The sequence below is a fragment of the Pseudomonas sp. IT-93MI4 genome, assembly GCF_949767635.1.
Classification (GTDB): Bacteria; Pseudomonadota; Gammaproteobacteria; order Pseudomonadales; family Pseudomonadaceae; genus Aquipseudomonas; species Aquipseudomonas putida_A.
The window spans coordinates 17,015-40,741 of record NZ_CATKPP010000055.1; the positions used below are offsets into that span (position 1 = coordinate 17,015).

The window sequence follows — 23,727 nt, forward strand, 5'->3', positions numbered from 1 at the left end:
CTTATTGCCACGGCGTGCGATCAAGTTCGCTCAGGTGCCTGCTCAGCTCGGTGCGCACTTCACGAATCTGGCGCTCGTCCTGCGAGTCGAGCGCGATCTGGAATTGCTTGGCCCAATGGCCAATCTGATCGCGCAGGTCGCCCAGGCTTTCCTGGTAGAGCCGTTCGAGACGGGCACTGAGCAGCGTGTTGACCTGTTGCTCGCGCGGGTGAATCTTGAGCTGAGCGAGGTTCTGCAAGCGTTGCTGAATCTCTTCAGGCGTGAGCACGCCGGGGTTGTTTTCGATGACCAGCGAATGTTGTTGCCCGGTCAGCGGAATATTCACCTGGGCCTCCAGCAGGCCGTTGTTGTCATAGGTGAAACGCACATCGAGGGACACTTCGCCGGCCTTGCGTTTCGGCACCTTGATCGCCAGTTCGCCAAGCGCGACGTTGTCTTTGACCAGACGGCTTTCGCCCTGGAAAATCCGCACAACCACCTGCTCCTGATTGTCCTGCAAGGTGTACACGGTCTTGACCCGGCTGACCGGGACGATGCTGTTGCGCTCGATGATGGGCAGGTAGTGACCGGCCTCATAATTGCGGCCAATCTGGGTCGAAGTTTCGATGCCTAGGGTGTAGGAGCAGACGTCGGTCAGCACCACTTCTTCAAGTGCGGCCGAGCGGGCCTTGAGTGCTGCCTGAATGGCTGCGCCTTGCGCCACCACCTGATCCGGATCGAGGGTGAACGACGGAAAACGGCCGAACAATCCGGCGGCAAGTTTGCGCACCAGCGGCATCCGGGTAGTACCGCCGACCAGCAGAATCTCATCAAGGTCGCTGACCCGGATGCGTGCGTCGCGCAGAGCCCGTTCGATCGGCGCGCGCAGGCGCTCGAGCAGTGGCATGTAAAGCGTCGCCAATTCTTGCTGGGTGATGGTGTGGGTCCAGTGGCGGTCACCCAGTTGCAGCCGGAACTCGGCGCTGCTGTCCTGGCCGAGGGCCTTGCGCACACGCTCAGCCTCGCGGCGCAGGGGCTGGATGACGCTGTTGCGGTCAGGGAAGTCGGCGACTGAGCGGTGCTGGTCGATAAAGTGTTCCAGCAGCACGCTGTCGAAGTCTTCGCCACCGAGGAAGTTGTCGCCGGCGCTGGCGCGGACCTCCATCACCCCTTCGAACAACTCCAGAATCGACACGTCGAACGTGCCGCCCCCGAGGTCGAACACCAGGAACGAGGTTTCCTTGTCGCGTTGGTGCAGTCCATAAGCGAGAGCGGCGGCGGTCGGTTCGTTGATCAGCTTCTCGACTTTCAGCCCGGCCAGCTCGCCGGCGATCCGCGTGGCTTTGCGCTGGGCGTCGCTGAAGTAGGCCGGGACGCTGATCACCGCTTCAGTGACGGTTTCGCCATAAGCCCGTTCGACGTCTTCTTTCAGACTTTTCAGCACCAGCGCGGACAGCTCTTCCGGACGAAACGCCTTGTCGGCCAGATAGACTTCCGTGGCGCTGCCCATGTGACGCTTGAACAGCGACGCCGTCAGGCGCGGATGGGTGTGCAGACGTTCGCGCGCAGCCTGGCCGACCAGAATCCGTCCTTCATCATCCAGCCCGACCACGCTCGGTGTCAGGAACTGACCGAGGGCATTGGGCACCAATTCGGAGGATTCGCCACGCCAGACGGCGACGAGGCTGTTGGTGGTTCCCAGGTCAATCCCTACGATCATTGCAACAACTCCCTTGGCGCTTGGCAAAAAAATGAAACATATTTTCGGCGCGCAAGGATATTACCGAGGCTGTGATGCGGTAAAGGACGATGATGGCGCTGAGCCATTATTTGCGACAGAAAGCCATGTCGGCGTCGACACGGCGCTGTCAGGAAGGGAAGGCGGGGCGTCGGCCGATTGACCGCGCCCCGCACTGACTCAAGGAATGACCGGCGGCGTATACGCCAATGTCGTGCCCAGCACCCACAGCAAGAACAGCACCAGCGGCGTGTGCACCAGCAATTGCACGAACGAGAAGCCGATCAGGTCGCGCGCCTTCAACCCGAGCACGCCCAGCAGCGGCAACATGTAGAACGGGTTGATCAGGTTCGGCAGGGCTTCGGCGGCGTTGTAGATCTGCACCGCCCAGCCGAGGTGGTATTGCAGATCGTTGGCGACTTGCATCACGTACGGCGCTTCGATGATCCACTTGCCGCCGCCGGACGGGATGAAGAAACCGAGAATCGCCGAGTACACGCCCATCAACAACGCATAAGTGTCGTGGGACGCGATGCTGACGAAGAAGGTCGAGATGTGATGGGCCAGCGTCTGCGCATCGGCGCCTTTGACCGTGGTCAGCAGCGCAGCAATCGAGCCGTACAGCGGGAACTGGATCAGCACGCCAGTGGTGGTCGGCACCGCCCGGGCCACCGCATCGAGGAAGCTGCGCGGGCGCCAGTGCAGCAGGGCACCGAGCATGATGAACAGGAAGTTATAGGTGTTCAGCCCGGAAATCGCGGTGATCGCCGGTTTGCTCGAAAACTCGTGGAACAGCCAGCCGGCGGCCAGCAGCACCAGCAAAATGATCAGCAGCGGACTGTGCTCCAGCCATTCGCCGGGCCGGGTGCGCGGTTGCAGCGGTGGCAGGTTGAACGCCGGGTCGATGCCACAATCCTTGGCATCGCGCGCAGAGTTCGGGCCGGGCGCGGTGGCGTAGGCGACGATGATAGAAATCACGATCAGCGCCAGCAGCATGGCGCCGGACTGCCAGAGGAAGATGGTTTGGGTGAACGGAATCACCCCGGTGATCGACAGGATCGCCGGCGGCAGGCTGGCCGGGTTGGCCTGCAACTGCGCCGCCGATGAGGACAGGCCCAGCGCCCAGACCGCGCCCAAGCCCAGATACGCCGCCGCACCGGCCGCGCGGTAATCCATTTTCAGATCGGTGCGGCGGGCGAGGGCGCGCACCAGCAAACCGCCGAACACCAGCGACAGGCCCCAGTTCAACAGCGAGGCGACCATCGAGATCAGCGCGACCCAGGCCACGGCAGAGCGGCCGTTTTTCGGGATGCGCGCCAGTTTGTCGATCAGCTTGACCGCTGGCGGCGAACTGGCGACGACGTAGCCGCCAATCACCACGAAGGCCATTTGCATGGTGAACGGGATCAGGCTCCAGAACCCGTCGCCGAAGGCCATCGCGGCATCGGTGGGTTTGGCGCCCATGGCCAAAGTGGCCAGCGCGACAATGATCACCGCCAGTGCGGCGAATACCCAGGAGTCGGGGAACCAGCGTTCGGCAAAGCTTGAACAGCGCAAGGCAAAGCGCGCAGAGCGGCTATCTTCGATATCAACGGCCACAGGGAGTACCTCGGATTTTTATGGTTATTGTGGGTCTGCAGGAACGGTCGCCCATCTCGACAACACAGAGATCCCTGTGGGAGCGAGCCTGCTCGCGAAAAGGTCGGCACATTCAACATCGAAGTTGGCTGGGCTGACGCCTTCGCGAGCAGGCTCGCTCCCACACGGGGTTCGCTCCGGTCTGTCGGCGTTGGCCAGGTTCCTCCGGACAGGCTTAAACAGTAAATCAAGCCTGGCTGTTTTGTGAGCTGGTTTTGCGAAACCGGGACTATGGTCTAACGGGTTGTCCCCAGGCGGATTTGCGTAGACCATGGGCGCCTTGGTTTTTTGCCTGCCAGAGTTCTTTGCCATGACTGCCCAATCCACAGCGCGACCGGCGCCGTTCAGCCGTTCCGACTACAAGACCCTCGGCCTTGCGGCACTCGGCGGGGCGCTGGAGATCTACGATTTCATCATTTTCGTGTTCTTCGCCCTGACCCTCAGCCAGTTGTTCTTCCCGCCGGAAATGCCCGAGTGGCTGCGTCTGCTGCAAAGCTTCGGGATCTTTGTCACCGGTTATCTGGCGCGCCCGCTGGGCGGAATTCTGATGGCGCATTTCGCCGATCGTCTGGGCCGGAAAAAGGTTTTCAGCCTGAGCATCCTGATGATGGCGCTGCCGTGCCTGCTGATCGGGATCATGCCGACTTATGCCCAGATCGGCTATTTCGCGCCGCTGCTGTTGCTGGCGCTGCGCATCCTGCAAGGCGCGGCGGTCGGCGGCGAAGTGCCGAGCGCCTGGGTGTTCGTCGCCGAGCACGCGCCTGCCGGGCATCGCGGTTACGCGCTGGGCTTTTTGCAGGCCGGGTTGACCTTTGGTTACTTGATTGGCGCGCTGACCGCGACTTTTCTCGCACAAGTGTTCACCCCGGCGGAAATCCTTGATTACGCCTGGCGTTATCCGTTCCTGCTCGGCGGTGTGTTCGGCGTGATCGGTGTCTACCTGCGCCGCTGGTTGAGCGAAACCCCGGTGTTCATGGCCATGGAAGCCCAGCGTGAAGCGCGGGTCGAACTGCCGTTGCGCACGGTGCTGCGCGAACATCGTCTGGCGATGTTGCCGGCGATGCTGCTGACCTGTGTGCTGACGTCGGCGGTGGTGGTGTTCGTGGTCATCACCCCGACCATGATGCAGAAAACCTTCGGCATGACCGCCAGCCACACCTTCGCCCTGAGCGCGTTGGGCATCGTCTTTCTCAACATCGGTTGTGTGATTGCCGGATTGCTGGTCGATCGCATCGGTGCCTGGCGCACGGTCATGCTTTATAGCCTGCTGCTGCCGTTGGGCATTGGTGTGCTTTATAGCTGTCTGATCATGGGCGGCAATTGGGTCGGGCTGGCGTATGCCGTCGCCGGCCTGGGCTGCGGTGTGGTCGGCGCGGTGCCATCGGTGATGGTCGGATTGTTTCCGGCGCGGATTCGCGTGTCGGGCATCTCCTTCACCTACAACATTGCCTACGCCGTGTGGGCGAGTATAACACCGCTGTTGCTGATCGGTCTGATGCCGTGGAGTCCGTGGATCTGCGTGATGTTTTGTGCGGTGATGGGCGCAGTCGGCATTGTCAGCGCGGCGTATTTCGGTTCGCGCATGAGCAGTGTCGGGCGCCAAGCCGTGGCGCCCTGTTCCTGACGAGTGTCAAGTCAGCCAGTGCCACCAGAGCAACGTCCCGGCCAGTCCTACCACCGAGACAATGGTTTGCAGGATCGACCAGACCCAGATGGTCTGTTTGAGTTGCAAGCCAAAGTACTCGCGAACCATCCAGAAGCCGGCGTCATTCACGTGGCAGAAGAACACGGAGCCGGCGCCAATCGCCAGCGCCACCAGTGAGCTTTGCGTCGCGGCGAGCCCCGCCATCATCGGCGCCAGAATCCCCGCCGTCGTCGTGGTCGCGACTGTCGCCGAGCCGGTGGCCTGACGCAGTGCCACGGCAATCAGCCAGGCCAGCAGCAGGTACGGCATGTGCGCGCCTTCGGCGACTTTGCTGATGGTCTGGCTGACCCCGGCGTCCAGTAGGGTCTGCTTCAAGCCGCCACCGGCGCCGATGGTCAGCAGCAATACGGCGATCGGCGCCAGGCTTTTGCGCAGAGTGCCGCCGACCTGTTCGCGCGGCATGCCGTTGGCCCAGCCGAGGCAGATCACCGCCGCCATCACCGCAATGCCCAGCGCCACCAACGGTTCGCCGAGGAACTTCAGCGTCAGGGCGACGCTGCTTTCGGGGGGCATCGCGACTTTGGCCAGGGTGCTGCCGAGCATCAGCAGCACCGGCAACAGAATGATCAGCAGCGACAGGCCGAAACTCGGCTGGCGCGGCGCTTTCGGCGGGGCGCTGAACAGTGCGCCGAGCTCTGCCGGCTCATCGACGTGCATGCGTTTCGACAGCCAGTTGCCGTACAGCGGCCCCGCCAGAATCACCGCCGGAATCGCGATGCTGAAGCCCAGCAACATGGTCAACCCAAGGTCGGCGTGCAACGCACTGACCGCGATCAGCGGCCCGGGATGCGGCGGCATCAGGGCATGCAGGGTGGTCATCCCGGCCAGCGCCGGAATGGCGATTTTCAACAATGGCTGACCCGAGCGACGGGCCATGACGAAGATGATCGGCACCATCATCACCAGCCCCACTTCGAAGAACAGCGGCAGGCCGATCACCATCGCCACCATCGCCATGACCCACGGCAGGGACTTGCCTTTGCCCAGCCCGAGCAGCGTCGAGGCGATACGGTCGGCAGCGCCGGACTCGGCCATCAGTGCACCTAGCATCGAGCCCAGGGCAATGATGATCCCCGCTTCTCCGAGAATCGCCCCGGCGCCTTTGCTGAACGCCTTGGCCACGTCTTCTGGTGGCAGACCGGCGCCGACACCGGCAATAAAAGTGCCGATCAGGATCGAGAGAAAAGGTGGAAGTTTGGTGGCGCTGATCAACACGATGATCGTCGCAATCGCCAGCAGGCAGCAAAGAATCAGGCGGGTGTCATGCATCATCCAGGCAGCGGTCGATAAATCCAAAACGGCACTCCTTATCGGGCGGTTACCTGCAACATGTTGTTGCAATTTGACCTGAGAATACCTGAAGTGGCCGGGCCAGAGCGGTGGCTTTTGTAACGGCTCAGTGGAGTGATCTATAGGAGTAAAAGCCCGGCGGGATTATTTTTGACTGGCCGGTCTCAAACGCTCTTCAGAAAAGTTTTCCAAGGCCGATGGTTAAGCTGCATCCCGCTTTCTACCCTGCCTATCGGTACTTTCCCATGTTCAACAAACGCCTCAAGCAAGAGCTGGCTACGCTTCGTGAAGAACTCTCCAGCCTGCTGCAAGTGAAGGAAAGCCTGGAAAGCGAGATGCTGGTGCTGACCCTGGAACCCGATGGCCGGATTCAGTCGGTCAATCAGAACTTCCTTGGCGAGATGCTCTACAAGAGCCAGGATCTGGTGGGGCGCGCCATTGAAGATATCGTTCCGGCGCACGTGAAGGCCGACGACTTTCATCACCGTTTCAAGGCCGCACTGACCCGTGGCGAGCATTTCGCTGGCGCAGTGCGCCTGCTGCGCGGTAACGGCGAAGAGGCGTGGCTGCGCTCCATCGTGCAACCGGTGCGTTCCTCGGACGGGCGGATCAAGCATTTCTCGATTTTCTCCAGCGACCTGACCCGCACCATCGAAGCCTCCCGCGAACACGAAAACCTGATCGGCGCGTTGGTGCGTTCGACGGCGGTGATCGAGTTCGACCTCAATGGCAACGTGCTCAATGCCAACGAGCGCTTTCTGCAGGGCATGGGTTACAGCCTGGCGCAGATCAAAGGCAAACATCACCGGATGTTCTGCACTCCCGAGGAATACAACAGCGCCGAGTACCAGAATTTCTGGCGTCGCCTGAACAACGGCGAATTTGTCGCCAACCGCTTCAAGCGCGTTGACAGCCATGGTCGTACGGTGTGGCTGGAGGCGTCCTACAACCCGGTGGTCGATGCCAACAACAAACTGTACAAAGTGGTGAAGTTCGCCACGGTGATTACCGATCAGGTCAACCGCGAACAAGCGGTAGCCGACGCGGCCAGCATTGCCTACAGCACTTCGCAGCAAACCGACAGCACCGCGCAACGGGGCACTACGGTGGTCACCGAGGCAGTGAATGTGATGCGTGATCTGTCGCGCCACATGCAGGCGGCTGGTGAGGGCATCGAGGCACTGAACGAGCAGTCGCAGGTGATCGGTACCATCGTCAAAACCATCAGCGGCATTGCCGAACAGACCAACCTGTTGGCGCTCAACGCCGCCATCGAAGCAGCCCGTGCCGGCGAACAGGGCCGGGGCTTCGCGGTGGTGGCCGATGAGGTGCGACAACTGGCCTCGCGCACCAGTCAGGCGACCGAAGAGATCGTCACCGTGGTGCGGCAGAACCAGGAAATGGCGCGCAACGCCGTGGCCCTGATGACCGACGGCAAGCTGCAGGCCGAGCAGGGCCTGGCGCTGGCGGCGGAGGCGGGCACGGTGATCGTCGAGATCCAGGACGGCGCGCAGAAAGTGGTGGATGCGGTCGGCCAGTTCGCCAATCAACTCTCTAACTGACCTGTACTAAACCCTGTAGGAGTGAGCCTGCTCGCGATATCGGTCTGACATTCAACCTCCATGTTGATTGAACTACTGCGATCGCGAGCAGGCTCACTCCTACAGTTGCAGGTGGCGCTACAATCTGTTCCTTTTTCCCCGGAGCAGATCCCCATGAGTGCTTCCCACCGCCGCCCGGTGCCCCTGAACAAAGCCTATCGTCTGCTCAATCACGGGCCGACCGTGCTGGTCAGCGCTGCCCATGACGGCCAGCGCAACATCATGGCCGCCGCCTGGGCGATGCCGCTGGATTTCGAACCGCCGAAAGTCGCGGTCGTCCTCGACAAGTCCACCTGGACCCGCCAGTTGCTTGAAGCGTCCGGCACTTTTGTACTCAACGTGCCGTGCGTCAATCAGGCTGACATCGTGCAAACCGTCGGCAATACCTCGGGGCTGGAGATCCGGCAGAATCAGGAGCTGGACAAGTTTCAGGCTTACGGCTTGCAAACCTTTACCGGTGAAATCGTTGAGGCGCCGTTGCTCGAAGGCTGCGTGGCCTGGCTCGAATGCCGCTTGCTGCCCGAACCGCGCAACCACGAGCAATATGACCTGTTCCTCGCCGAAGTCATCGCCGCTCAGGCTGATGAACGGGTGTTCAGCGATGGGCGTTGGCATTTCGACGGGCACGACGGTTTGCGCACGCTGCACCACGTGGCCGGCGGGCATTTCCTGACGATTGGCGATGCGGTGGACGGTAAAACCCTGCCGCTGTGACCTGCATCTGATGGAAAACGCGTGCCGGATGTAGCAAGGTGTGGGGCATTGTCGAACCAATCAGGCGCTCGCCCCATGGACCTTTCGCTTTCCAGCTATCTCGCCCCGTTGCTGTCGTTGGCGCTGTTGTGGACGGTCGCGGTGGTCACCCCCGGCCCGAACTTTTTCAACATCGCCCAATTGGCGGTCAGCCGCTCGCGCCGTCATGGTGTGGTCGCGGCGCTCGGTGTCGCCAGCGGAACCGTGCTGTGGGGCCTTGCCGGCGGCTTGGGTATTCAGACCTTGTTCAGCGCGGCGCCAACCCTGTACCTGAGCTTCAAGATCGCCGGTGGCTGCTACCTGATCTATCTCGGCCTCAAGCAGTTCAAACGCAAAGCGCCGATTGCCGCCGGTACGCTGGATGAGTCGCAACAGACCCTGCTGGGCGCCTACGGGCGGGGCTTTCTGGGCAACATGACCAACCCCAAGTCGGCACTGTTCGTCGCCACCATCTTCGCCACCGCGATGCCGGCCCACGTCCCGCCGCTACTGCTGACGCTGGCCGTGCTGACCATGGCCACGCTGTCGTTCAGTTGGTATTGCAGCGTCGCGCTGTTCTTCGCCAGCCGCCGGATCGCGAGTGTTTACGAACGGTCGCGGCAATGGCTGGATCGTTTGGCCGGTGGTTGTTATTTGCTGTTTGGGGCGCATTTGGTGGCTAATCGCTGAGCGGATAGTCTTTGGATTTAAATCAGTTGCATGAAAAAAGGCTTACCTCGTGGTAAGCCTTTTGTTTTTCCTGCGTAACCTCAATCCCCCAACGCTTCCCCTTCACGCCGCGGATCCGCGCCACCTTCCAGCGAGGCTTTCCCTTGCGCATCCTTGACCCGCACGATCGCCTGCGTGCCGCTGGTCATGTCGATTTCATTCACCACATGCCCTTTATCTTTCAACGCCTGGATCAGTGCCGGGCTGAACTGGCCTTGTTCCAGTTCGGTCGGGCCGTTGCGGCTGCCGAAGTTGGGTAGGCTGATGGCGCTTTGCGGGTCGAGGTTCCAGTCGAGCAGGCCGACGGTGGTCTTGGCCACGTATTCGATGATCTGCGAACCGCCCGGCGAGCCGACGCTGGCGAGGAATTCGCCGCTGTTGCGGTCGAAGATCAGCGTCGGCGCCATCGACGAGCGTGGGCGTTTGCCGGGTTCGACGCGGTTGGCGACTTTCTGCCCGTTCTCTTCGGGGATGAACGAGAAGTCGGTCATCTGGTTGTTCAGCAAAAAGCCCTGCACCATCAGGTGCGAGCCGAACGCTGCTTCGATGGTGGTGGTCATCGACACCGCGCCACCGAGGTCATCTACCGCCACCACTTGCGAGGTGGAGATGCGCAGCGGCGAGCGATCCGGCGCGTAGGCCACCTGCACGCCCGGCGGTGTGCCCGGCTTGGCGCTGCCCATGCTGCGCTCGCCGATCAGGCTGGCGCGGCTGGCGAGGTAACCCGGGTCGACCAGGCCTTTGACCGGCACCGGGACGAAGTCGGTATCGGCCACGTATTGCGCGCGGTCGGCGTAGGCCAGGCGTTCGGCTTCTGCGATCAGGTGCACGGCTTGCGGTGCCGGTTCGATGCCGGCGGGTTTGTCGGTTTTCAGCGGTTTGAGCGGTGTCAGCGACAGACGCGGGTCGCGGATTTCCAGCGCCTGCAAGGTGCCGAGAATCTGCGCCACGGCGATCCCGCCCGACGACGGCGGCGGCATACCGCAGACCTGCCAGCGTTTATAGTCGGTGCACAGCGGCGCGCGCTCCTTGGCCTGATAGCGCTGAAGATCATTCAGTGACAGGCTGCCGGGATTGGCGTGGCCCTGCACCTTGGCGACGATCTCTTCGGCGATCGGGCCTTTGTACAGCGCGTCCGGACCTTCGGTGGCGATGCGCTTGAGCACGGCGGCCAATGCCGGGTTTTGCAGACGCGTGCCGACGGCTTTGACGCTGCCGTCGCGGTTGAGGAAGTAGGCGGCCATGTCCGGCGATTTACGGATTACCGGGTCGGATTCCAGCAGCGAATGCAGGCGCGGTGAAATCGCAAAGCCCTGCTCGGCGAGTTTGATCGCCGGTTCGAACAGCGTGGCCCACGGCAGCCGCCCGTGTTGTTTGTGTGCCATTTCCAGCGCACGCAGCACGCCCGGAGTACCCACCGAGCGCCCGCCGATCTGCGCCTGCGGGAATGGCATCGGTTTGCCGTCGGCCTGCAGGAACAGCTTCTCGGTGGCACCCGCCGGGGCGGTTTCGCGTCCGTCGTAGGTGCGCACCTGTTTGCCGTCCCACAACACAATCATCGCGCCGCCACCGATCCCGGAGGATTGCGGTTCTACCAGAGTCAGCACTGCTTGCATGGCAATCGCCGCGTCGATGGCCGAACCACCCTTGCGCAGCATCTCGCGCCCGGCCTCGGCGGCCAGTGGATTGGCGGCAGCGGCCATGTGTTCACTGGCGTGGCGGGTCTGCAGATCGGTGCGGTAACCGGAAGCGGCTTCCGGCGCCAGCGGCAAGGTCGAGGAGGGCGGGGCGTTGCACGCGGCGAGGGTCAGGGCGCTGATGATCAGCGTCAGGGCAGGCAGGTGAAAGCGGCTCAGGGGCAGGGCTGGAAACACGTGGGGCTCTCCGTCCGTGGGGTGAAAGGTCTGACGGACTTTATCGACCGCTCGGTCGCGACGCAAACCGGCGGGCATTTTTGTCTTTCTTTTCCGGGCGGATGTTCGCTAGGGTCAACCTCAATAGAACGACCGCAAATATCCCCCTGTAGGAGTGAGCCTGCTCGCGATAGCGTCATCACATTCAACATCAATGTTGACTGAGCCACCGCTATCGCGAGCAGGCTCACTCCTACATAGGTCAAGCCATAAAAATCACAAGAGGCCGACATGCACAGCGAGTTTCCCACCGAGTCCAGTTACCGCGATCAACGCGAACAGTTTCTGACCGCCGCCCAAGCTGCCGGAGCCACGCTCACCTCCTACGCCCATCCGCGCTGTGGCCCTTTCGGCGAACCGCTGAGCACTGATGTCGCGGTGCTCGGTAATCCGCAGGCAAAGCGCCGGCTGGTGGCGCTCAGCGGCACTCACGGAGTTGAGGGCTATTACGGTTCGGATTGCCAGATCGACTGGCTGAAGACTTTCGTGCCGGGCACGCTGCCCAAGGATGTCGCGGTAGTGATGATTCACCTGATCAACCCCTGGGGTACGGCGTGGCTGCGGCGGGTCAACGAAGACAATATCGACCTCAACCGCAATCACCTGGATTTCACCGCCCCGCTACCGGACAACCGCGCCTACGCCACGCTGCACGAGATTTACGCCTGCACCGATTTGCACGGCCCCGAGCGTAAGCGCACCGATGCCTTGCTCGAAGCGCAGATTGCCGAACACGGCTGGCCGGCGGTGATGTCGATTGTCGAGGGCGGTCAGCACAGTCATCCCGACGGACTGTTCTATGGCGGCCGCGCGCCGAGCTGGTCGAATCGCACGTTGCATCAGATCATCGACGCGCATCTGGCAGGCGCGCAAACCGTGATGTGTTTCGACCTGCACACCGGGGCAGGGGAGTACGGTCATCCGATGTTGCTGACCATCACCCAGGCGCCTTATCCGGCGTTGGCGCAAGCACAGTCGATCTACGGCCCATGGTTGTACACCTTGCACACCGGCGCCGAAACGTTGAGCGAAACCGGTGTCGCAGCGACGGCTACCGGCTACACCTCACAGGCATTGCTCAATGCGTTGCCGGGCGTGCAACTGATGCCGTTCGTGATCGAATGCGGAACCTATCCGGGCCCGGAGGTGCATCGTTATTTGCGCGATGATCACTGGCTGCATCTGCATGGCGATCCGCTGGATGCGACGGGGCGGGCGATCAAGTTGAAACTGCTGGAGCAGTTCTATCCGGCCGATCCGGATTGGCGGGCGATGGTCGGGTTGCGTACTCGGCAGATCTGGGCGAAGGGGCTGATGGCCCTGTCGGCAGAGCAGACCTGAATAGGTCAGGATTGGCATTGTGGTGAGGGATTTATCTCCTCACCACAGAGGGCGGTTTTCTCGAGGCATAAAAAAACGGCCTACCTTTCGGTAAGCCGTTTTTAGTACTTGGTGGCTACACAGGGACTTGAACCCCGGACCCCAGCATTATGAATGCTATGCTCTAACCAACTGAGCTATGTAGCCAAGTGGCGCGCATTATTCCCCTGAAATGGAAAAGCGTCAAGCGTAAATTTAAAATATTTCTTCTTATTTTCAACCGCTTATCCTCCGACCCCGGAAATCGGGGCTGGGCAGGGCGTCAACGCAGCTGGAATCTCGCGGTATTGGCGCTCAACGCATGGCTGCCTTGGCTCAGCGTGTCCGCTGCGAGGTTCACCGCCCGCGCACCTTCAAGCAAACGCATCGCCGCCTGATCGACCTGCTGGATATTGCCGCTGACTTCATCGGCGGTGCTCGCCTGTTCCTCAACGGCGGTGGCGATCTGCGCCAAGGTGTCAGTGACACTTTGCACCGCGCTGGCGATTTCACCAAGACGTTCACCAAGACCGGTCACGGCTTCAGCATCCGATTGTGCCTGGCCGCACGCGGCCTCCATCAGGCTCACCGCTTCGTTGACCGTGGCGCGCAAGCTGTCGACGGTGCCGGCAATCTGCGCGGTCGATGACTGGGTGCGCTGCGACAGGCTGCGCACTTCATCGGCGACCACGGCAAAGCCGCGTCCCTGTTCGCCGGCCCGTGCCGCCTCAATTGCGGCATTGAGCGCCAACAGATTGGTCTGCTCGGCGACGCCACGAATGGTGTCGACCACCAGTTGAATCTGCTGGCCCTGTTCGCTGACTCGACCGAGTGCCGCTGCGGTTTCGTTGAGGCGTTGATTGAGCTGCTGAATGCTCGCCGTGGTGCGCTGGCTGTCGCGGCTGCTGTCGGCGGCGATGCGCCGGGTGTGCTGGGCGCTGCCGGACGCCTGTTCGCAACTCTGCGCCACACCTTGCGAAGTGGCGGCCAGTTGCGTGGCAGCGGCGGCGATCTGGCTGATCTGCAACTGCTGCGCTTCGACTTCGCTCAGCGCGCCGCTGGAGTGATCGTTGAGGCTGCGCACCGCGTGGCTCAGTTGTGAGGTTTCGTGATCGACCCCGAGCATGCTCGCGCGCAGTTGCACCACGGCAACGTTGAGCGCGGTGCTGATCGCCGCCAGCTCATCGCGGCCCACCACCGGCACTTGCAGGCTGAGATTGCCGTCACGCAGGGCCTCGGCGAGCAGGGTGATGCCGCTGGCGCTGCGGCGGATCGAAGCCTGCAGGCAGACGAACAGGTACAGCGCCGCCAGCAGCAGGCAACCGAAGATCGCCGCGACCACGATGAACTGGCGAATCGACGAGGCGTGGTAGGCGTCCAGACGCTGATCCAGCGACAGCAGCGATTGCTGGCGCAACGACGCAAGATCACCCAGCAGAGCATCGAGGCTGCGTTCGAAGTCTTCAGGCTTGAGAGTAATGCTGCCGCCGAACACGCCGTCATCCAGCACCTTCAGCCCAGCGTCCAGACGCTTGAGGCTGTCGTGGTATTGACCGGCCCAGGTTTGCAGATCGCTCGGCAGGCGCGCTTCGAGCAGGCCTGCCGTTTTGACAAGCTGCTCGCGGGCGTCGCCGATGCGGCCGCGCAGGTCGCGTAGCTGCAAGCGACTTTGCAGGGTGAATTGTCCCGAGACCACCGAAGCCTGGCCGACGGCGGCGAGTCGACCCACGCGCTCGATCAGATCCGGTGCGTGCTGCGTGGAGATCTGCGTCAGCAGATAGGTCTCCAGCCATGGCGCCAGCGTCAGGCGGTTGTCCATGACGATTTGCTCGCGCAAGGCTTGCAGGGCGCTGAGAGCATTGGTGAAACGGTCGTAACCATCCGGCCACCAACCGACGCCGCTCAGGCTTTTCGAATCCAGACCGCCGAGCGCGGTTTGCAGGGCTTGATAGCGGGTGAGGGTTTCGCCTTCGGCACCTTCATTTTTCAGCGCGTTGCCCAAATCACTGGTGGCTTGCTGGAGGGCTGGTTGAATCGCGTCAAACGCCGCCATGGCGGCGAGGGTCGCCGGGGTCGGCTGGCGATTGGTTTCGGTGGCGCGCCAACGGGCGGCGCGGTCACGCTGGGCGGCGAGCAGGTTGTCCAGCGCATCGAGGCTGAGTAACTGGCGTAAGCCGGCACGCTCGCCGGAAATCAGATTGAGCTTGTTGCGATAGTCCTGGCCAATCATCAACAGGCTGCCGGCCAACGGCAGAATGAACAGCAGAAACAACAACTGGAATTTACGCGCGAATCCAAACCGCCCCAGCAATTTGATCCCCGGTGACAAGAAAGCCTGCATGCCTCATGACTCCTCTGGACACCACGCACCAATGGCGTGCATCGCGGTCGTGTGACCTGGATGTCGTGCCCTGCTAAAAGGCCTCGAAAGTTCACTCTCGCCCGCTCTGTAGGCCGGCTCTGTAGCGAAACTTCCCATTCTCGGAGGCCTTTGTAAGGCCACCGCGTTCGAGGGGAGAAGCAAGGCAAGATTCAGACCATGGCGTTGCGCTATCACTTCGCGTGCGACGGTCAGTCAGTTAGTTAGCTGGCTAAGGGGATGGTGTTGGCGCACCGAAAAATGGCACATTGACGCACCTGCCTGCGTGCACCCATCTGCTGTACGGAAACTTTCATGGCTATCAGCAACGCTCAGACCGCCGCTGCCTCGGCGTCCGCTCCTCCGCAAAGCAGCCCGTTGGTGATGCGTATCATCGGCGCGGTAGCGCTGGCGCATTTGATCAACGACCTGATTCAGTCGGTGCTGCCGTCGATCTATCCGATGCTCAAAGCCAACTATGGTTTGAGCTTCACCCAGGTCGGCCTGATCACGCTGACCTTCCAGTTGACCGCGTCGCTGTTGCAGCCGTGGGTCGGTTATCACACTGATCGCCATCCGAAACCGTGGCTGTTGCCGGCGGGTTCGATCTGCACGCTGATTGGCATCGTGATGATGTCGGTGGTCGGCAGTTTTCCATTGATTCTGCTGGCGGCGGCGCTGATCGGTATCGGTTCCTCGACTTTTCATCCCGAGGCTTCGCGGATCGCGCGGTTGGCCTCGGGCGGACGCTTTGGTCTGGCGCAATCGACCTTCCAAGTCGGTGGTAACGCCGGTTCTGCGTTCGGCCCGTTGCTGGCGGCGGCGATCATCATTCCGTTCGGTCAGGGCAATGTGGCGTGGTTTGGTTTATTCGCGGTGTTCGCGCTGTTCGTGCTGTATCGCATCAGCCGCTGGTACGCCCATCACCTGAACCTGTTCAAACTCAAGGCCGGTCAGGCGGCGACTCACGGGCTGTCGAAGGGCAGGGTGATCAGTGCGCTGGTGGTGTTGGGGCTGTTGGTGTTTTCCAAGTATTTCTACATGGCCAGCCTCACCAGCTATTTCACCTTTTACCTGATCGAGAAGTTCGACCTGTCGGTGGCCAGTTCGCAACTGCACCTGTTCCTGTTTCTCGGAGCAGTGGCGGCGGGGACGTTCTTTGGCGGGCCGATCGGCGACAAGATCGGGCGTAAGGCGGTGATCTGGTTTTCGATCCTCGGCGTGGCGCCGTTCACGTTGCTAATGCCGCACGTCGATCTGTTCTGGACCACTGTCCTCAGCGTGGTGATCGGCTTCATTCTCGCCTCGGCGTTCTCGGCGATTGTGGTTTACGCGCAGGAACTGGTGCCGGGCAATGTCGGGATGATCGCCGGGGTGTTCTTCGGCTTGATGTTTGGTTTCGGCGGGATTGGTGCTGCGCTGCTGGGGCATCTGGCGGATGTGCACGGTATCGAATACGTGTATTTCCTGTGCTCTTTTTTGCCGTTGTTTGGCGTGCTGGCGATCTTCCTGCCGCGCACCAAAAAAACCTGACCTACACAATTCCAACGGTGGGAGCGGGCTTGCTCGCGAATGCGTTATATCAGTCGATATTAATGTGGCTGACCCACCGCCTTCGCGAGCAAGCCCGCTCCCACAGGGGGATTGGTGGTGTTGTATAAAAATCTGTAAGGCACAAAAAAGCCGCGTATCAAACGCGGCTTTTTCTTGGGCGTGTCGCTTACACGTTGAAGCGGAAGTGCATCACGTCGCCGTCTTTGACGATGTAGTCCTTGCCTTCCAGGCGCCATTTACCGGCTTCCTTGGTACCGGCTTCGCCCTTGTACTGGATGAAGTCGTTGTAGGCGATGACTTCGGCGCGGATGAAGCCTTTTTCGAAGTCGGTGTGGATCACGCCAGCAGCTTGTGGTGCGGTGGCACCGACTTTGACGGTCCAGGCGCGGACTTCTTCGACACCGGCGGTGAAGTAGGTCTGCAGGTGCAGCATTTCGTAGCCGGCGCGGATCACGCGGTTCAGGCCAGGCTCTTCCAGGCCCAGAGCCTCGAGGAACATGTCTTTCTCTTCGCCGTCATCGAGCTCGGCGATTTCCGCTTCGATCTTGTTGCACACCGGAACCACCATAGCGCCTTCTTCTTCGGCGATGGCCTTGACCACGTCCAGGTGCGGGTTGTTCTCGAAACCATCTTCAGCGACGTTGGCGATGTACATGACCGGTTTGGTGGTCAGCAGGTGGAAGCCCTTGATCACCGACTTTTCGTCAGCGCTCATGTTCTTCATCAGGCTGCGCGCAGGCTTGGCCTCGGTGAAGTGCGCGATCAGTTGCTCAAGCAGAGCTTTCTGAACCACGGCGTCCTTGTCACCGCCCTTGGCGTTGCGCGCGACTTTCTGCAGTTGCTTCTCGCAGCTGTCGAGGTCGGCGAAGATCAGTTCCAGGTCGATGATTTCGATGTCGCGTTTCGGGTCGACGCTGTTGGACACGTGGATCACGTTGTCGTCTTCGAAGCAGCGCACCACGTGAGCGATGGCGTCGGTTTCGCGGATGTTGGCCAGGAACTTGTTGCCCAGACCTTCACCTTTCGAGGCGCCGGCCACCAGGCCTGCGATGTCGACGAATTCCATGGTGGTCGGCAGGATGCGCTTCGGATTGACGATGGCCGCCAGGGCTTCCAGGCGCGGATCCGGCATCGGCACGATGCCGCTGTTCGGCTCGATGGTGCAGAAGGGGAAGTTCTCGGCCGCGATACCGGATTTGGTCAGGGCGTTGAACAGGGTGGACTTGCCGACGTTAGGCAGGCCGACGATGCCGCAATTGAATCCCATGGTGTTTCCCCTCGGATTAGAGTCAGGCCTTCTGGCTGTGCAGGTTTTTCATCGCGCGGTTCCATTCACCGGCGAGGATATCCGGCAGCACGCCGAGGGCAAAGTCGATGCTGGCATCGAGTTTTTCCTGTTCGGCGCGTGGCGCACGACCCAGGACGAAATTTGAAACCATACTGGCGACGCCCGGGTGGCCGATGCCAAGCCGCAGGCGGTAGAAAGTATTCTGATTGCCCAGTTGCGCAATGATGTCGCGCAACCCGTTGTGACCGCCATGGCCGCCGCCCTGTTTGAGCTTGGCGACGCCCGGAGGCAGGTCGAGTTCGTCGTGCGCCACCAGGATTTCTTCAGGCTTGATGCGGAAGAAACCGGCGAGTGCCGCCACGGCCTGGCCGCTGCGGTTCATGTAGGTGGTGGGAATCAGCAGACGAACATCCTGACCCTGATGCGAGTAGCGCCCGGTCAGGCCGAAATATTTGCGATCGGCCACAAGGTTCACACCTTGCGCGGCAGCGATGCGCTCAACAAAAAGGGCCCCTGCGTTATGCCGGGTCTGTTCGTATTCAGCGCCTGGATTACCCAGGCCAACGATCAGTTTGATGGCAGTCACGATAGGGGCCCTTCCTTGGAGTGGTGGTTAACATCGCCGCGATCAGTGAAGGCGGCGAAAGTGGACGAAAATTGCTCATTTACCATGAATGTAAACTCCGCGTTCCCGCCCGCTTTCTCGCTACGTTCCAGTCCGCGATGTTTCACTCACTCCGACGAACAGAGTGAAATTACTCTGCTGCGCCTTCTTCGGTAGCTTCTGGAGCAACACGTGGAGCGTGGACGTTGGCTACTGCCTTGTCATCGCCGTGTGCCAGAGCAACGAACTCGACACCTTTAGGAGCTTTGAGGTCCGACAGGTGAACGATGGTGCCGATTTCAGCGTTAGCCAGGTCGACTTCGATGAACTCAGGCAGGTCTTTTGGCAGGCAGGAAACTTCGATCTCGGCAACAACGTGCGAGATTTCGCCGCCTTTCTTCACTGGAGCAGCTTCGTTGATGAAGTGCACAGGAACGATAGCGGTCAGTTTCTGGCCAGCTACAACGCGTACGAAGTCAGCGTGCATCACGTGGCCTTTGGCCGGGTGACGTTGCAGGGCTTTGATCACGACGTTTTGTTTCTTGCCACCAACGTTCAGCTCGATGATGTGGCTGTAAGCCGCTTCGTTTTCGAGCAGTTTGGCAACTTCTTTGGCCAGCATGCTGATGGATTCAGGGGCTTTGTCGCCACCGTAAACAACAGCTGGAACCAGAGCGGCGAGACGACGCAGGCGGCGGCTCGCACCTTTCCCCAGGTCGGAACGCACTTCAGCATTCAGAGTAAAATCGTTCATTTTGTATCTCCAAAATAGCCATGACCGAGTGGCGTTTGCGACCAGCGCCAAACACGGTATGGGCAAAAAAGCCCCGCCCCGACAGGAATGCCGGGGCGGGGCGCTTTTCGTCAACGAGACATTTCGAGAAGGGCAGGGCCCTTAACGGAACATCGCGCTGATCGATTCTTCATTGCTGATGCGGCGAACCGCTTCGGCAACAACCGGTGCGATATCCAGTTGACGGATACGTGCACAGGCTTGTGCTGCAGCGGACAGCGGGATGGTGTTAGTCACCACCAGCTCGTCCAGCACGGAATTTTCGATATTCTCGATGGCCCGACCCGACAGCACAGGGTGTGTGCAGTAGGCAAAGACCTTGGCTGCGCCATGCTCTTTCAGGGCCTTGGCCGCGTGGCACAGAGTGCCGGCGGTATCGACCATGTCATCGACCAGAATGCAGGTACGCCCTTCGACATCACCGATGATATGCATCACTTCAGAGTGATTGGCTTTCTCACGGCGTTTGTCGATGATCCCGAGATCCACGCCCAGGGATTTGGCAACGGCCCGTGCACGCACGACGCCACCAATGTCCGGGGACACGATCATCAGGTTTTCGAAGCGCTGATCTTCAATGTCATCCACCAGAACCGGGGAGCCGTAGATGTTATCTACCGGAATATCGAAGAAGCCCTGAATCTGGTCAGCATGCAGATCAACCGTGAGAACACGGTCGATGCCGACTACGGTGAGCATGTCAGCAACGACTTTCGCGCTGATAGCCACACGTGCGGAACGCGGACGGCGATCCTGACGGGCATAACCAAAATAAGGAATAACAGCAGTAATACGAGTAGCCGAGGAGCGGCGGAAGGCATCAGCCATCACTACCAGTTCCATCAGGTTATCGTTGGTCGGAGCGCAAGTCGGCTGAATAATGAAAACGTCTTTACCGCGAACGTTTTCATTGATCTCGGCAGTAATTTCGCCGTCGGAGAACTTACCGACAGAGATGTCACCGAGAGGGATATGCAGCTGACGTACAACACGCCGAGCCAGATCGGGGTTAGCGTTCCCCGTAAAGACCATCATCTTGGACACGCGCAGTACCTAGAGGCTGAGGGTAACCTGGATGAGTATAGAAAATGGCAGGGGCGGCTGGATTCGAACCAACGCATGGCAGGATCAAAACCTGCTGCCTTACCGCTTGGCGACGCCCCTGTATCTGTTGCTTCAAGTGCCTGGCACTTGATTCCTTTTAGAGCAGACTTTGCAGCTTGCGATGCAACATCGAAACGTTGCTTCCTTTCGCTACAAACCCTGTAAGGGTCTCTGTCAGAAGGGCCGAGACTTTATCAGCTTCAGCTTTGCTTGGGAAGCCCCCAAACACACAACTTCCAGTTCCGGTAAGTTTTGCTTCGGTAAATTTACCTAACAAATCCAATGCGTTACGTACTTCTGGATAACGCCTTGCAACCACCGGCAAGCAGTCATTTCGACTGTTTCCCTCGGGAACGGGGCGCACTTTAATGGGCGGCGTGTTACGTGTCAACAAAGGATCGGAAAAAATTTCTGCCGTACTTACAGAGACTTGCGGCACAAGCACCAGATACCACGGTTCTTCGGGCTCGACCGGGGTCAGTTTCTCGCCCACGCCCTCGGCAAAAGCCGCGTGACCACGGACGAAAACCGGCACGTCGGCGCCGAGCGACAGGCCCAGCGCGGCGAGGCGATCTTCATCCCAGCCCAATTGCCACAAGTGATTGAGGCCGAGCAGGGTGGTCGCGGCATTCGAGCTGCCGCCACCGATGCCGCCGCCCATGGGCAGCACCTTGTCGATCCAGATGTCGATGCCGAGTGTGCAGCCGGACTGTTGCTGCAGCATTTTCGCCGCGCGCACGATCAGGTTGCTGTCGTGGGGCACGCCAGCGAATTCGGTGTGCAGATGAATCACGCCGTCATCGCGCACGGCGAAGGTGATTTCGTCGCCGTAATCGACAAACTGAAACAGCGTCTGCAATTCGTGGTAGCCGTCCGCGCGGCGCCCGAGAATGTGCAGCATCAGGTTGAGCTTGGCCGGCGACGGCAGCGTCAGGCGTGGAGCGGTCATGCGTTATTGCCCCAATTTACGCGGTTGCCAGGTCTTGATCACCAGCGTTACGTCCAGATCGGTGCCGTGCAGCTTGATCCGCTCGGGCAGCCAGTAACCATTTTGCTCGGCGTAGCTGAGGTACTCGACCTTCCAGCCGTCCTGTTCCAGATTGGCCAGGCGACTGTCGTTATCGAGGGTCAGACGACTTTTGCTGCTGGGTGCCGGCAGGCCACGGACCCACCAGGCCAGATTCGACACCGGCAGCTTCCAGCCGAGTTGCTCTTCGAGCAGCGCTTCCGGCGACTCGGAGTCATAGCGGCCCTGATTGGCGACTTCCAGCGAGACCTTGCCCGGGCGCCCGGTCAGACGCGCCGCGCCACGACCCAGCGGGCCGGACAGGCGAATGTCGTAGTAGTCCTGGCGTTGTAGCCAGAACAGCGTGCCGCTGCCGGAATCTTTCGGTGCACGGATGCCGATCTTGCCGTCGATCTGCCAGCCGTCGAGGCCGGTCAGCTGTTGTTTGTTTGCGGCCCACTGAGCCGGACTGCCGTGGCCCCCGACCGATTCGCGAGCGCCGAAGCCCGCGCAACCGGCGAGCAGGGCGATGAAACTGAAAACAATAACGTGGCGCAAAAACATGAGTTAAAGAGTCTCGGATCCGGTCAGGCGCTTGATGGTGCTGCGCAGGATGATGCTGTCGGGCTGATCTTTGAGGTACTTGCCCCAGACTTGTTTGGCTTCGCGCTGATTGCCCTTGACCCAGAGAACTTCGCCCAAGTGCGCGGCGACTTCGTGGTCCGGGAAACGCTCGAGGGCCTGACGCAGGTATTTCTCGGCGTCGTCCAGATTGCCCATGCGGAAATTCACCCAGCCGAGGCTGTCGAGTACCGCCGGGTCTTCCGGATTGATCTGGTGCGCCTGTTCGATCAGGGCCTTGGCTTCAGCGTAGCGGGTGGTGCGATCGGACAGGGTGTAGCCCAGCGCATTGAGCGCCATGGCGTTGTCCGGGTCGCGCTTGATGATCAGGCGCAGGTCTTTTTCCATCTGTGCCAGATCATTGCGTTTTTCCGCGAGCATGGCCCGGGTGTAGAGCAGATTCAGATCGTCCGGGTATTGCTGCAAGGCTTTATCCAGCGTTTTCCAGGCCTTGTCGTCCTGTTTGTTGGCCGACAGGGTTTCGGATTCGATCAGATACAGCTGGATCGCGTAATCCGGCTGGGCATCGCGCTCGGCGGCGAGTTTGCTCTGGGCTTCGGCGGTCTTGCCGTTGTTCATCAGAATATCGGCCTGACGCAGTTGCGCCGGCAGGTAGTCGTTGCCCGGGCCGACCTGCGCGTATTCGATCAGCGCACCCTGCGGATCGTTGCGTTCTTCGGCGATGCGACCGAGGTTCAGGTGCGCCGAATCGACGTGGCTTTCGCGGGCGATCAGGTCTTCCAGGTAACCCTTGGCCTCGTCCCAGGCCTTGGCTTCCAGGCACACCAGTGCCAGCGAGTAACGCAGTTCATCGTCTTCGGGGTATTGCTGAACCAGGGTGGAGAACTCGACCTTGGCGTCATCCATCCGGTCCTGTTCAACCAGCGTGCGCGCATAAGTCAGGCGCAGGCGTTTGTCGTCCGGGTATTTCTTGATGCTTTTCCGCAACAGCGGCAGGGCTTCGTCGCCACGATTCATGGTTTGCAGCAGACGCGCGCGCAGCAGGATCGGCGCAATCTCGCCTTCTTCCGGCGGGTTGTCTTCGAGCAGTGTCAGGGCGGCTTTATTGTCGCCGTCCTGTTGCAGCAGCAGGGCCTTGCCGAAAATCAGCTGGCTGTTCTTCGGGTGGCGCTGTAGCAGACGGTCGAAACTTTTCATCAGGCCGTTGCGGGTTTCCTGATCGGTATCGGCGGCCGACAGCGCGAGGAAGTCGAAATGGGTGTCGCCCTTGCCCTGCAGGACTTTCTCCATATAAACCATGGAGTCGTCATAACGCCCGGCGCGGGCCAGTTGCACGGCGGCGGCGCGTTGCGCTTCGAGGTCGTCCGGAGCGTTTTTTGCCCAGATCAGTGCGGTATCCAGCGCAGGCTGGTCGGCACCGAGGTATTCGGCGATGCGGAACGCGCGCTCGGAAACCCCCGGGTCCTGAGTATTGATCGCCTGGGTCACGTAGTTGTCCAGGGCAATGTCGAACCGATTGCGCTGGCCGGCGAGTTCGGCGCTCAGCAGGCTGAAAACGGTTTCCTCGCTGAACGAGCTGTAAACCTTGGGTTTTTCAGGCGGGGACGCGGTGTCTTCGACCGGCGGGGTACCGTCCGGCGAAACGGGTGCCATGGCCTGGCAGCCGCTGAGGAAGACAAAAGCAAGGAGCAACGCGGAAGATCTATTCATATAGGAAGAGGACGACTAACCTGCGGTCGGATCATCATGACAC

General features: G+C 60.8%; 17 protein-coding genes, 2 tRNA genes and 2 pseudogenes. 7 read left to right on the top strand and 14 right to left on the bottom strand.

Translation table 11 applies throughout. The features are described 5' to 3' along the window. Position 1: 1 nt before the first annotated feature. Together ACM6I7_RS21045 and ACM6I7_RS21050 are read right to left on the bottom strand one after the other, a co-directional pair. Positions 2–1,699 (bottom strand): molecular chaperone HscC, encoded by a 1,698-nt coding sequence (locus tag ACM6I7_RS21045; protein WP_096797292.1) that lies wholly within the window; start codon positions 1,697–1,699, stop codon positions 2–4. 198 nt (positions 1,700–1,897) lie between these two features. Continuing rightward, the gene (locus tag ACM6I7_RS21050) at positions 1,898–3,316 is read right to left on the bottom strand and encodes a short-chain fatty acid transporter (RefSeq protein WP_003228189.1); all 1,419 of its coding nucleotides are present in this window, start codon (positions 3,314–3,316) and stop codon (positions 1,898–1,900) included. A gap of 349 nt (positions 3,317–3,665) precedes the next feature. Between ACM6I7_RS21050 and ACM6I7_RS21055 the strand changes: the two genes are divergently transcribed. Beyond that, positions 3,666–4,979, top strand: a complete 1,314-nt coding sequence (locus tag ACM6I7_RS21055; RefSeq protein WP_414889222.1) for an MFS transporter — start codon at positions 3,666–3,668, stop codon at positions 4,977–4,979. A 6-nt stretch (positions 4,980–4,985) separates the two neighbouring features. Here the strand turns inward: ACM6I7_RS21055 and ACM6I7_RS21060 are convergent, their stop codons facing one another. Then, on the bottom strand, positions 4,986–6,356 hold the full coding sequence (locus tag ACM6I7_RS21060; protein ID WP_414889223.1) for a gluconate:H+ symporter: 1,371 nt from the start codon (positions 6,354–6,356) through the stop codon (positions 4,986–4,988). A 329-nt stretch (positions 6,357–6,685) separates the two neighbouring features. Between ACM6I7_RS21060 and ACM6I7_RS21065 the strand changes: the two are divergent. The 4 genes and pseudogenes from ACM6I7_RS21065 to ACM6I7_RS21080 form a co-directional block, all read left to right on the top strand. Continuing rightward, positions 6,686–7,372, top strand: a pseudogene (locus tag ACM6I7_RS21065) (PAS domain-containing protein); the annotation flags it as partial. A 102-nt stretch (positions 7,373–7,474) separates the two neighbouring features. Next, a pseudogene (locus ACM6I7_RS21070) lies at positions 7,475–7,912 on the top strand (methyl-accepting chemotaxis protein); the annotation flags it as partial. Between the two features lie 153 nt (positions 7,913–8,065). Then, positions 8,066–8,665, top strand: coding sequence for a flavin reductase family protein (locus ACM6I7_RS21075; RefSeq protein WP_150368465.1), 600 nt, complete (start codon positions 8,066–8,068; stop codon positions 8,663–8,665). A 75-nt stretch (positions 8,666–8,740) separates the two neighbouring features. Further along, on the top strand, positions 8,741–9,373 hold the full coding sequence (locus ACM6I7_RS21080; protein WP_150368466.1) for a LysE family translocator: 633 nt from the start codon (positions 8,741–8,743) through the stop codon (positions 9,371–9,373). An 80-nt stretch (positions 9,374–9,453) separates the two neighbouring features. Here the strand turns inward: ACM6I7_RS21080 and ggt are convergent, their stop codons facing one another. Further along, complete coding sequence (gene ggt, locus ACM6I7_RS21085; protein ID WP_414889224.1) at positions 9,454–11,286, bottom strand: gamma-glutamyltransferase; 1,833 nt, start codon at positions 11,284–11,286, stop codon at positions 9,454–9,456. 270 nt (positions 11,287–11,556) lie between these two features. Here ggt and ACM6I7_RS21090 point away from each other — a divergent pair, with 270 nt between their 5' ends. Further along, positions 11,557–12,666 (top strand): M14 family metallopeptidase, encoded by a 1,110-nt coding sequence (locus ACM6I7_RS21090; RefSeq protein ID WP_027612242.1) that lies wholly within the window; start codon positions 11,557–11,559, stop codon positions 12,664–12,666. A 109-nt stretch (positions 12,667–12,775) separates the two neighbouring features. Here ACM6I7_RS21090 and ACM6I7_RS21095 read toward each other — a convergent pair. Together ACM6I7_RS21095 and ACM6I7_RS21100 are read right to left on the bottom strand one after the other, a co-directional pair. Next, positions 12,776–12,852 (bottom strand) — tRNA-Met (locus ACM6I7_RS21095). A gap of 115 nt (positions 12,853–12,967) precedes the next feature. After that, positions 12,968–15,025 (bottom strand): methyl-accepting chemotaxis protein, encoded by a 2,058-nt coding sequence (locus ACM6I7_RS21100; RefSeq protein ID WP_414889225.1) that lies wholly within the window; start codon positions 15,023–15,025, stop codon positions 12,968–12,970. 333 nt (positions 15,026–15,358) lie between these two features. Between ACM6I7_RS21100 and ACM6I7_RS21105 the strand changes: the two genes are divergently transcribed. Further along, on the top strand, positions 15,359–16,576 hold the full coding sequence (locus tag ACM6I7_RS21105) for an MFS transporter (protein WP_097086253.1): 1,218 nt from the start codon (positions 15,359–15,361) through the stop codon (positions 16,574–16,576). A 187-nt stretch (positions 16,577–16,763) separates the two neighbouring features. On the opposite strand, the gene ychF is transcribed toward ACM6I7_RS21105, so the two are convergent. The 8 genes from ychF to ACM6I7_RS21145 all read right to left on the bottom strand — a co-directional run bounded on the left by ychF (position 16,764) and on the right by ACM6I7_RS21145 (position 23,684). Further along, entirely contained in the window at positions 16,764–17,864 is a 1,101-nt protein-coding gene (ychF, locus tag ACM6I7_RS21110; protein WP_007967645.1) for a redox-regulated ATPase YchF, read from the bottom strand. 22 nt (positions 17,865–17,886) lie between these two features. Then, positions 17,887–18,471: an aminoacyl-tRNA hydrolase gene (pth, locus tag ACM6I7_RS21115; protein ID WP_003228164.1), complete on the bottom strand. Its 585-nt coding sequence runs from the start codon at positions 18,469–18,471 to the stop codon at positions 17,887–17,889. Positions 18,472–18,640: 169 nt separating this feature from the next. Then, entirely contained in the window at positions 18,641–19,243 is a 603-nt protein-coding gene (locus tag ACM6I7_RS21120) for a 50S ribosomal protein L25/general stress protein Ctc (RefSeq protein WP_007967646.1), read from the bottom strand. A 141-nt stretch (positions 19,244–19,384) separates the two neighbouring features. Further along, positions 19,385–20,326: a ribose-phosphate pyrophosphokinase gene (locus ACM6I7_RS21125; protein WP_003171603.1), complete on the bottom strand. Its 942-nt coding sequence runs from the start codon at positions 20,324–20,326 to the stop codon at positions 19,385–19,387. Positions 20,327–20,371: 45 nt separating this feature from the next. Then, positions 20,372–20,446: transfer RNA gene (locus ACM6I7_RS21130), tRNA-Gln, on the bottom strand. A 37-nt stretch (positions 20,447–20,483) separates the two neighbouring features. After that, positions 20,484–21,335, bottom strand: a complete 852-nt coding sequence (gene ispE, locus ACM6I7_RS21135) for a 4-(cytidine 5'-diphospho)-2-C-methyl-D-erythritol kinase (RefSeq protein WP_414889226.1) — start codon at positions 21,333–21,335, stop codon at positions 20,484–20,486. A 3-nt stretch (positions 21,336–21,338) separates the two neighbouring features. Continuing rightward, complete coding sequence (gene lolB, locus ACM6I7_RS21140) at positions 21,339–21,956, bottom strand: lipoprotein insertase outer membrane protein LolB (protein WP_150368471.1); 618 nt, start codon at positions 21,954–21,956, stop codon at positions 21,339–21,341. A gap of 3 nt (positions 21,957–21,959) precedes the next feature. Further along, positions 21,960–23,684: a tetratricopeptide repeat protein gene (locus ACM6I7_RS21145; protein ID WP_414889227.1), complete on the bottom strand. Its 1,725-nt coding sequence runs from the start codon at positions 23,682–23,684 to the stop codon at positions 21,960–21,962. Positions 23,685–23,727 lie beyond the last annotated feature (43 nt).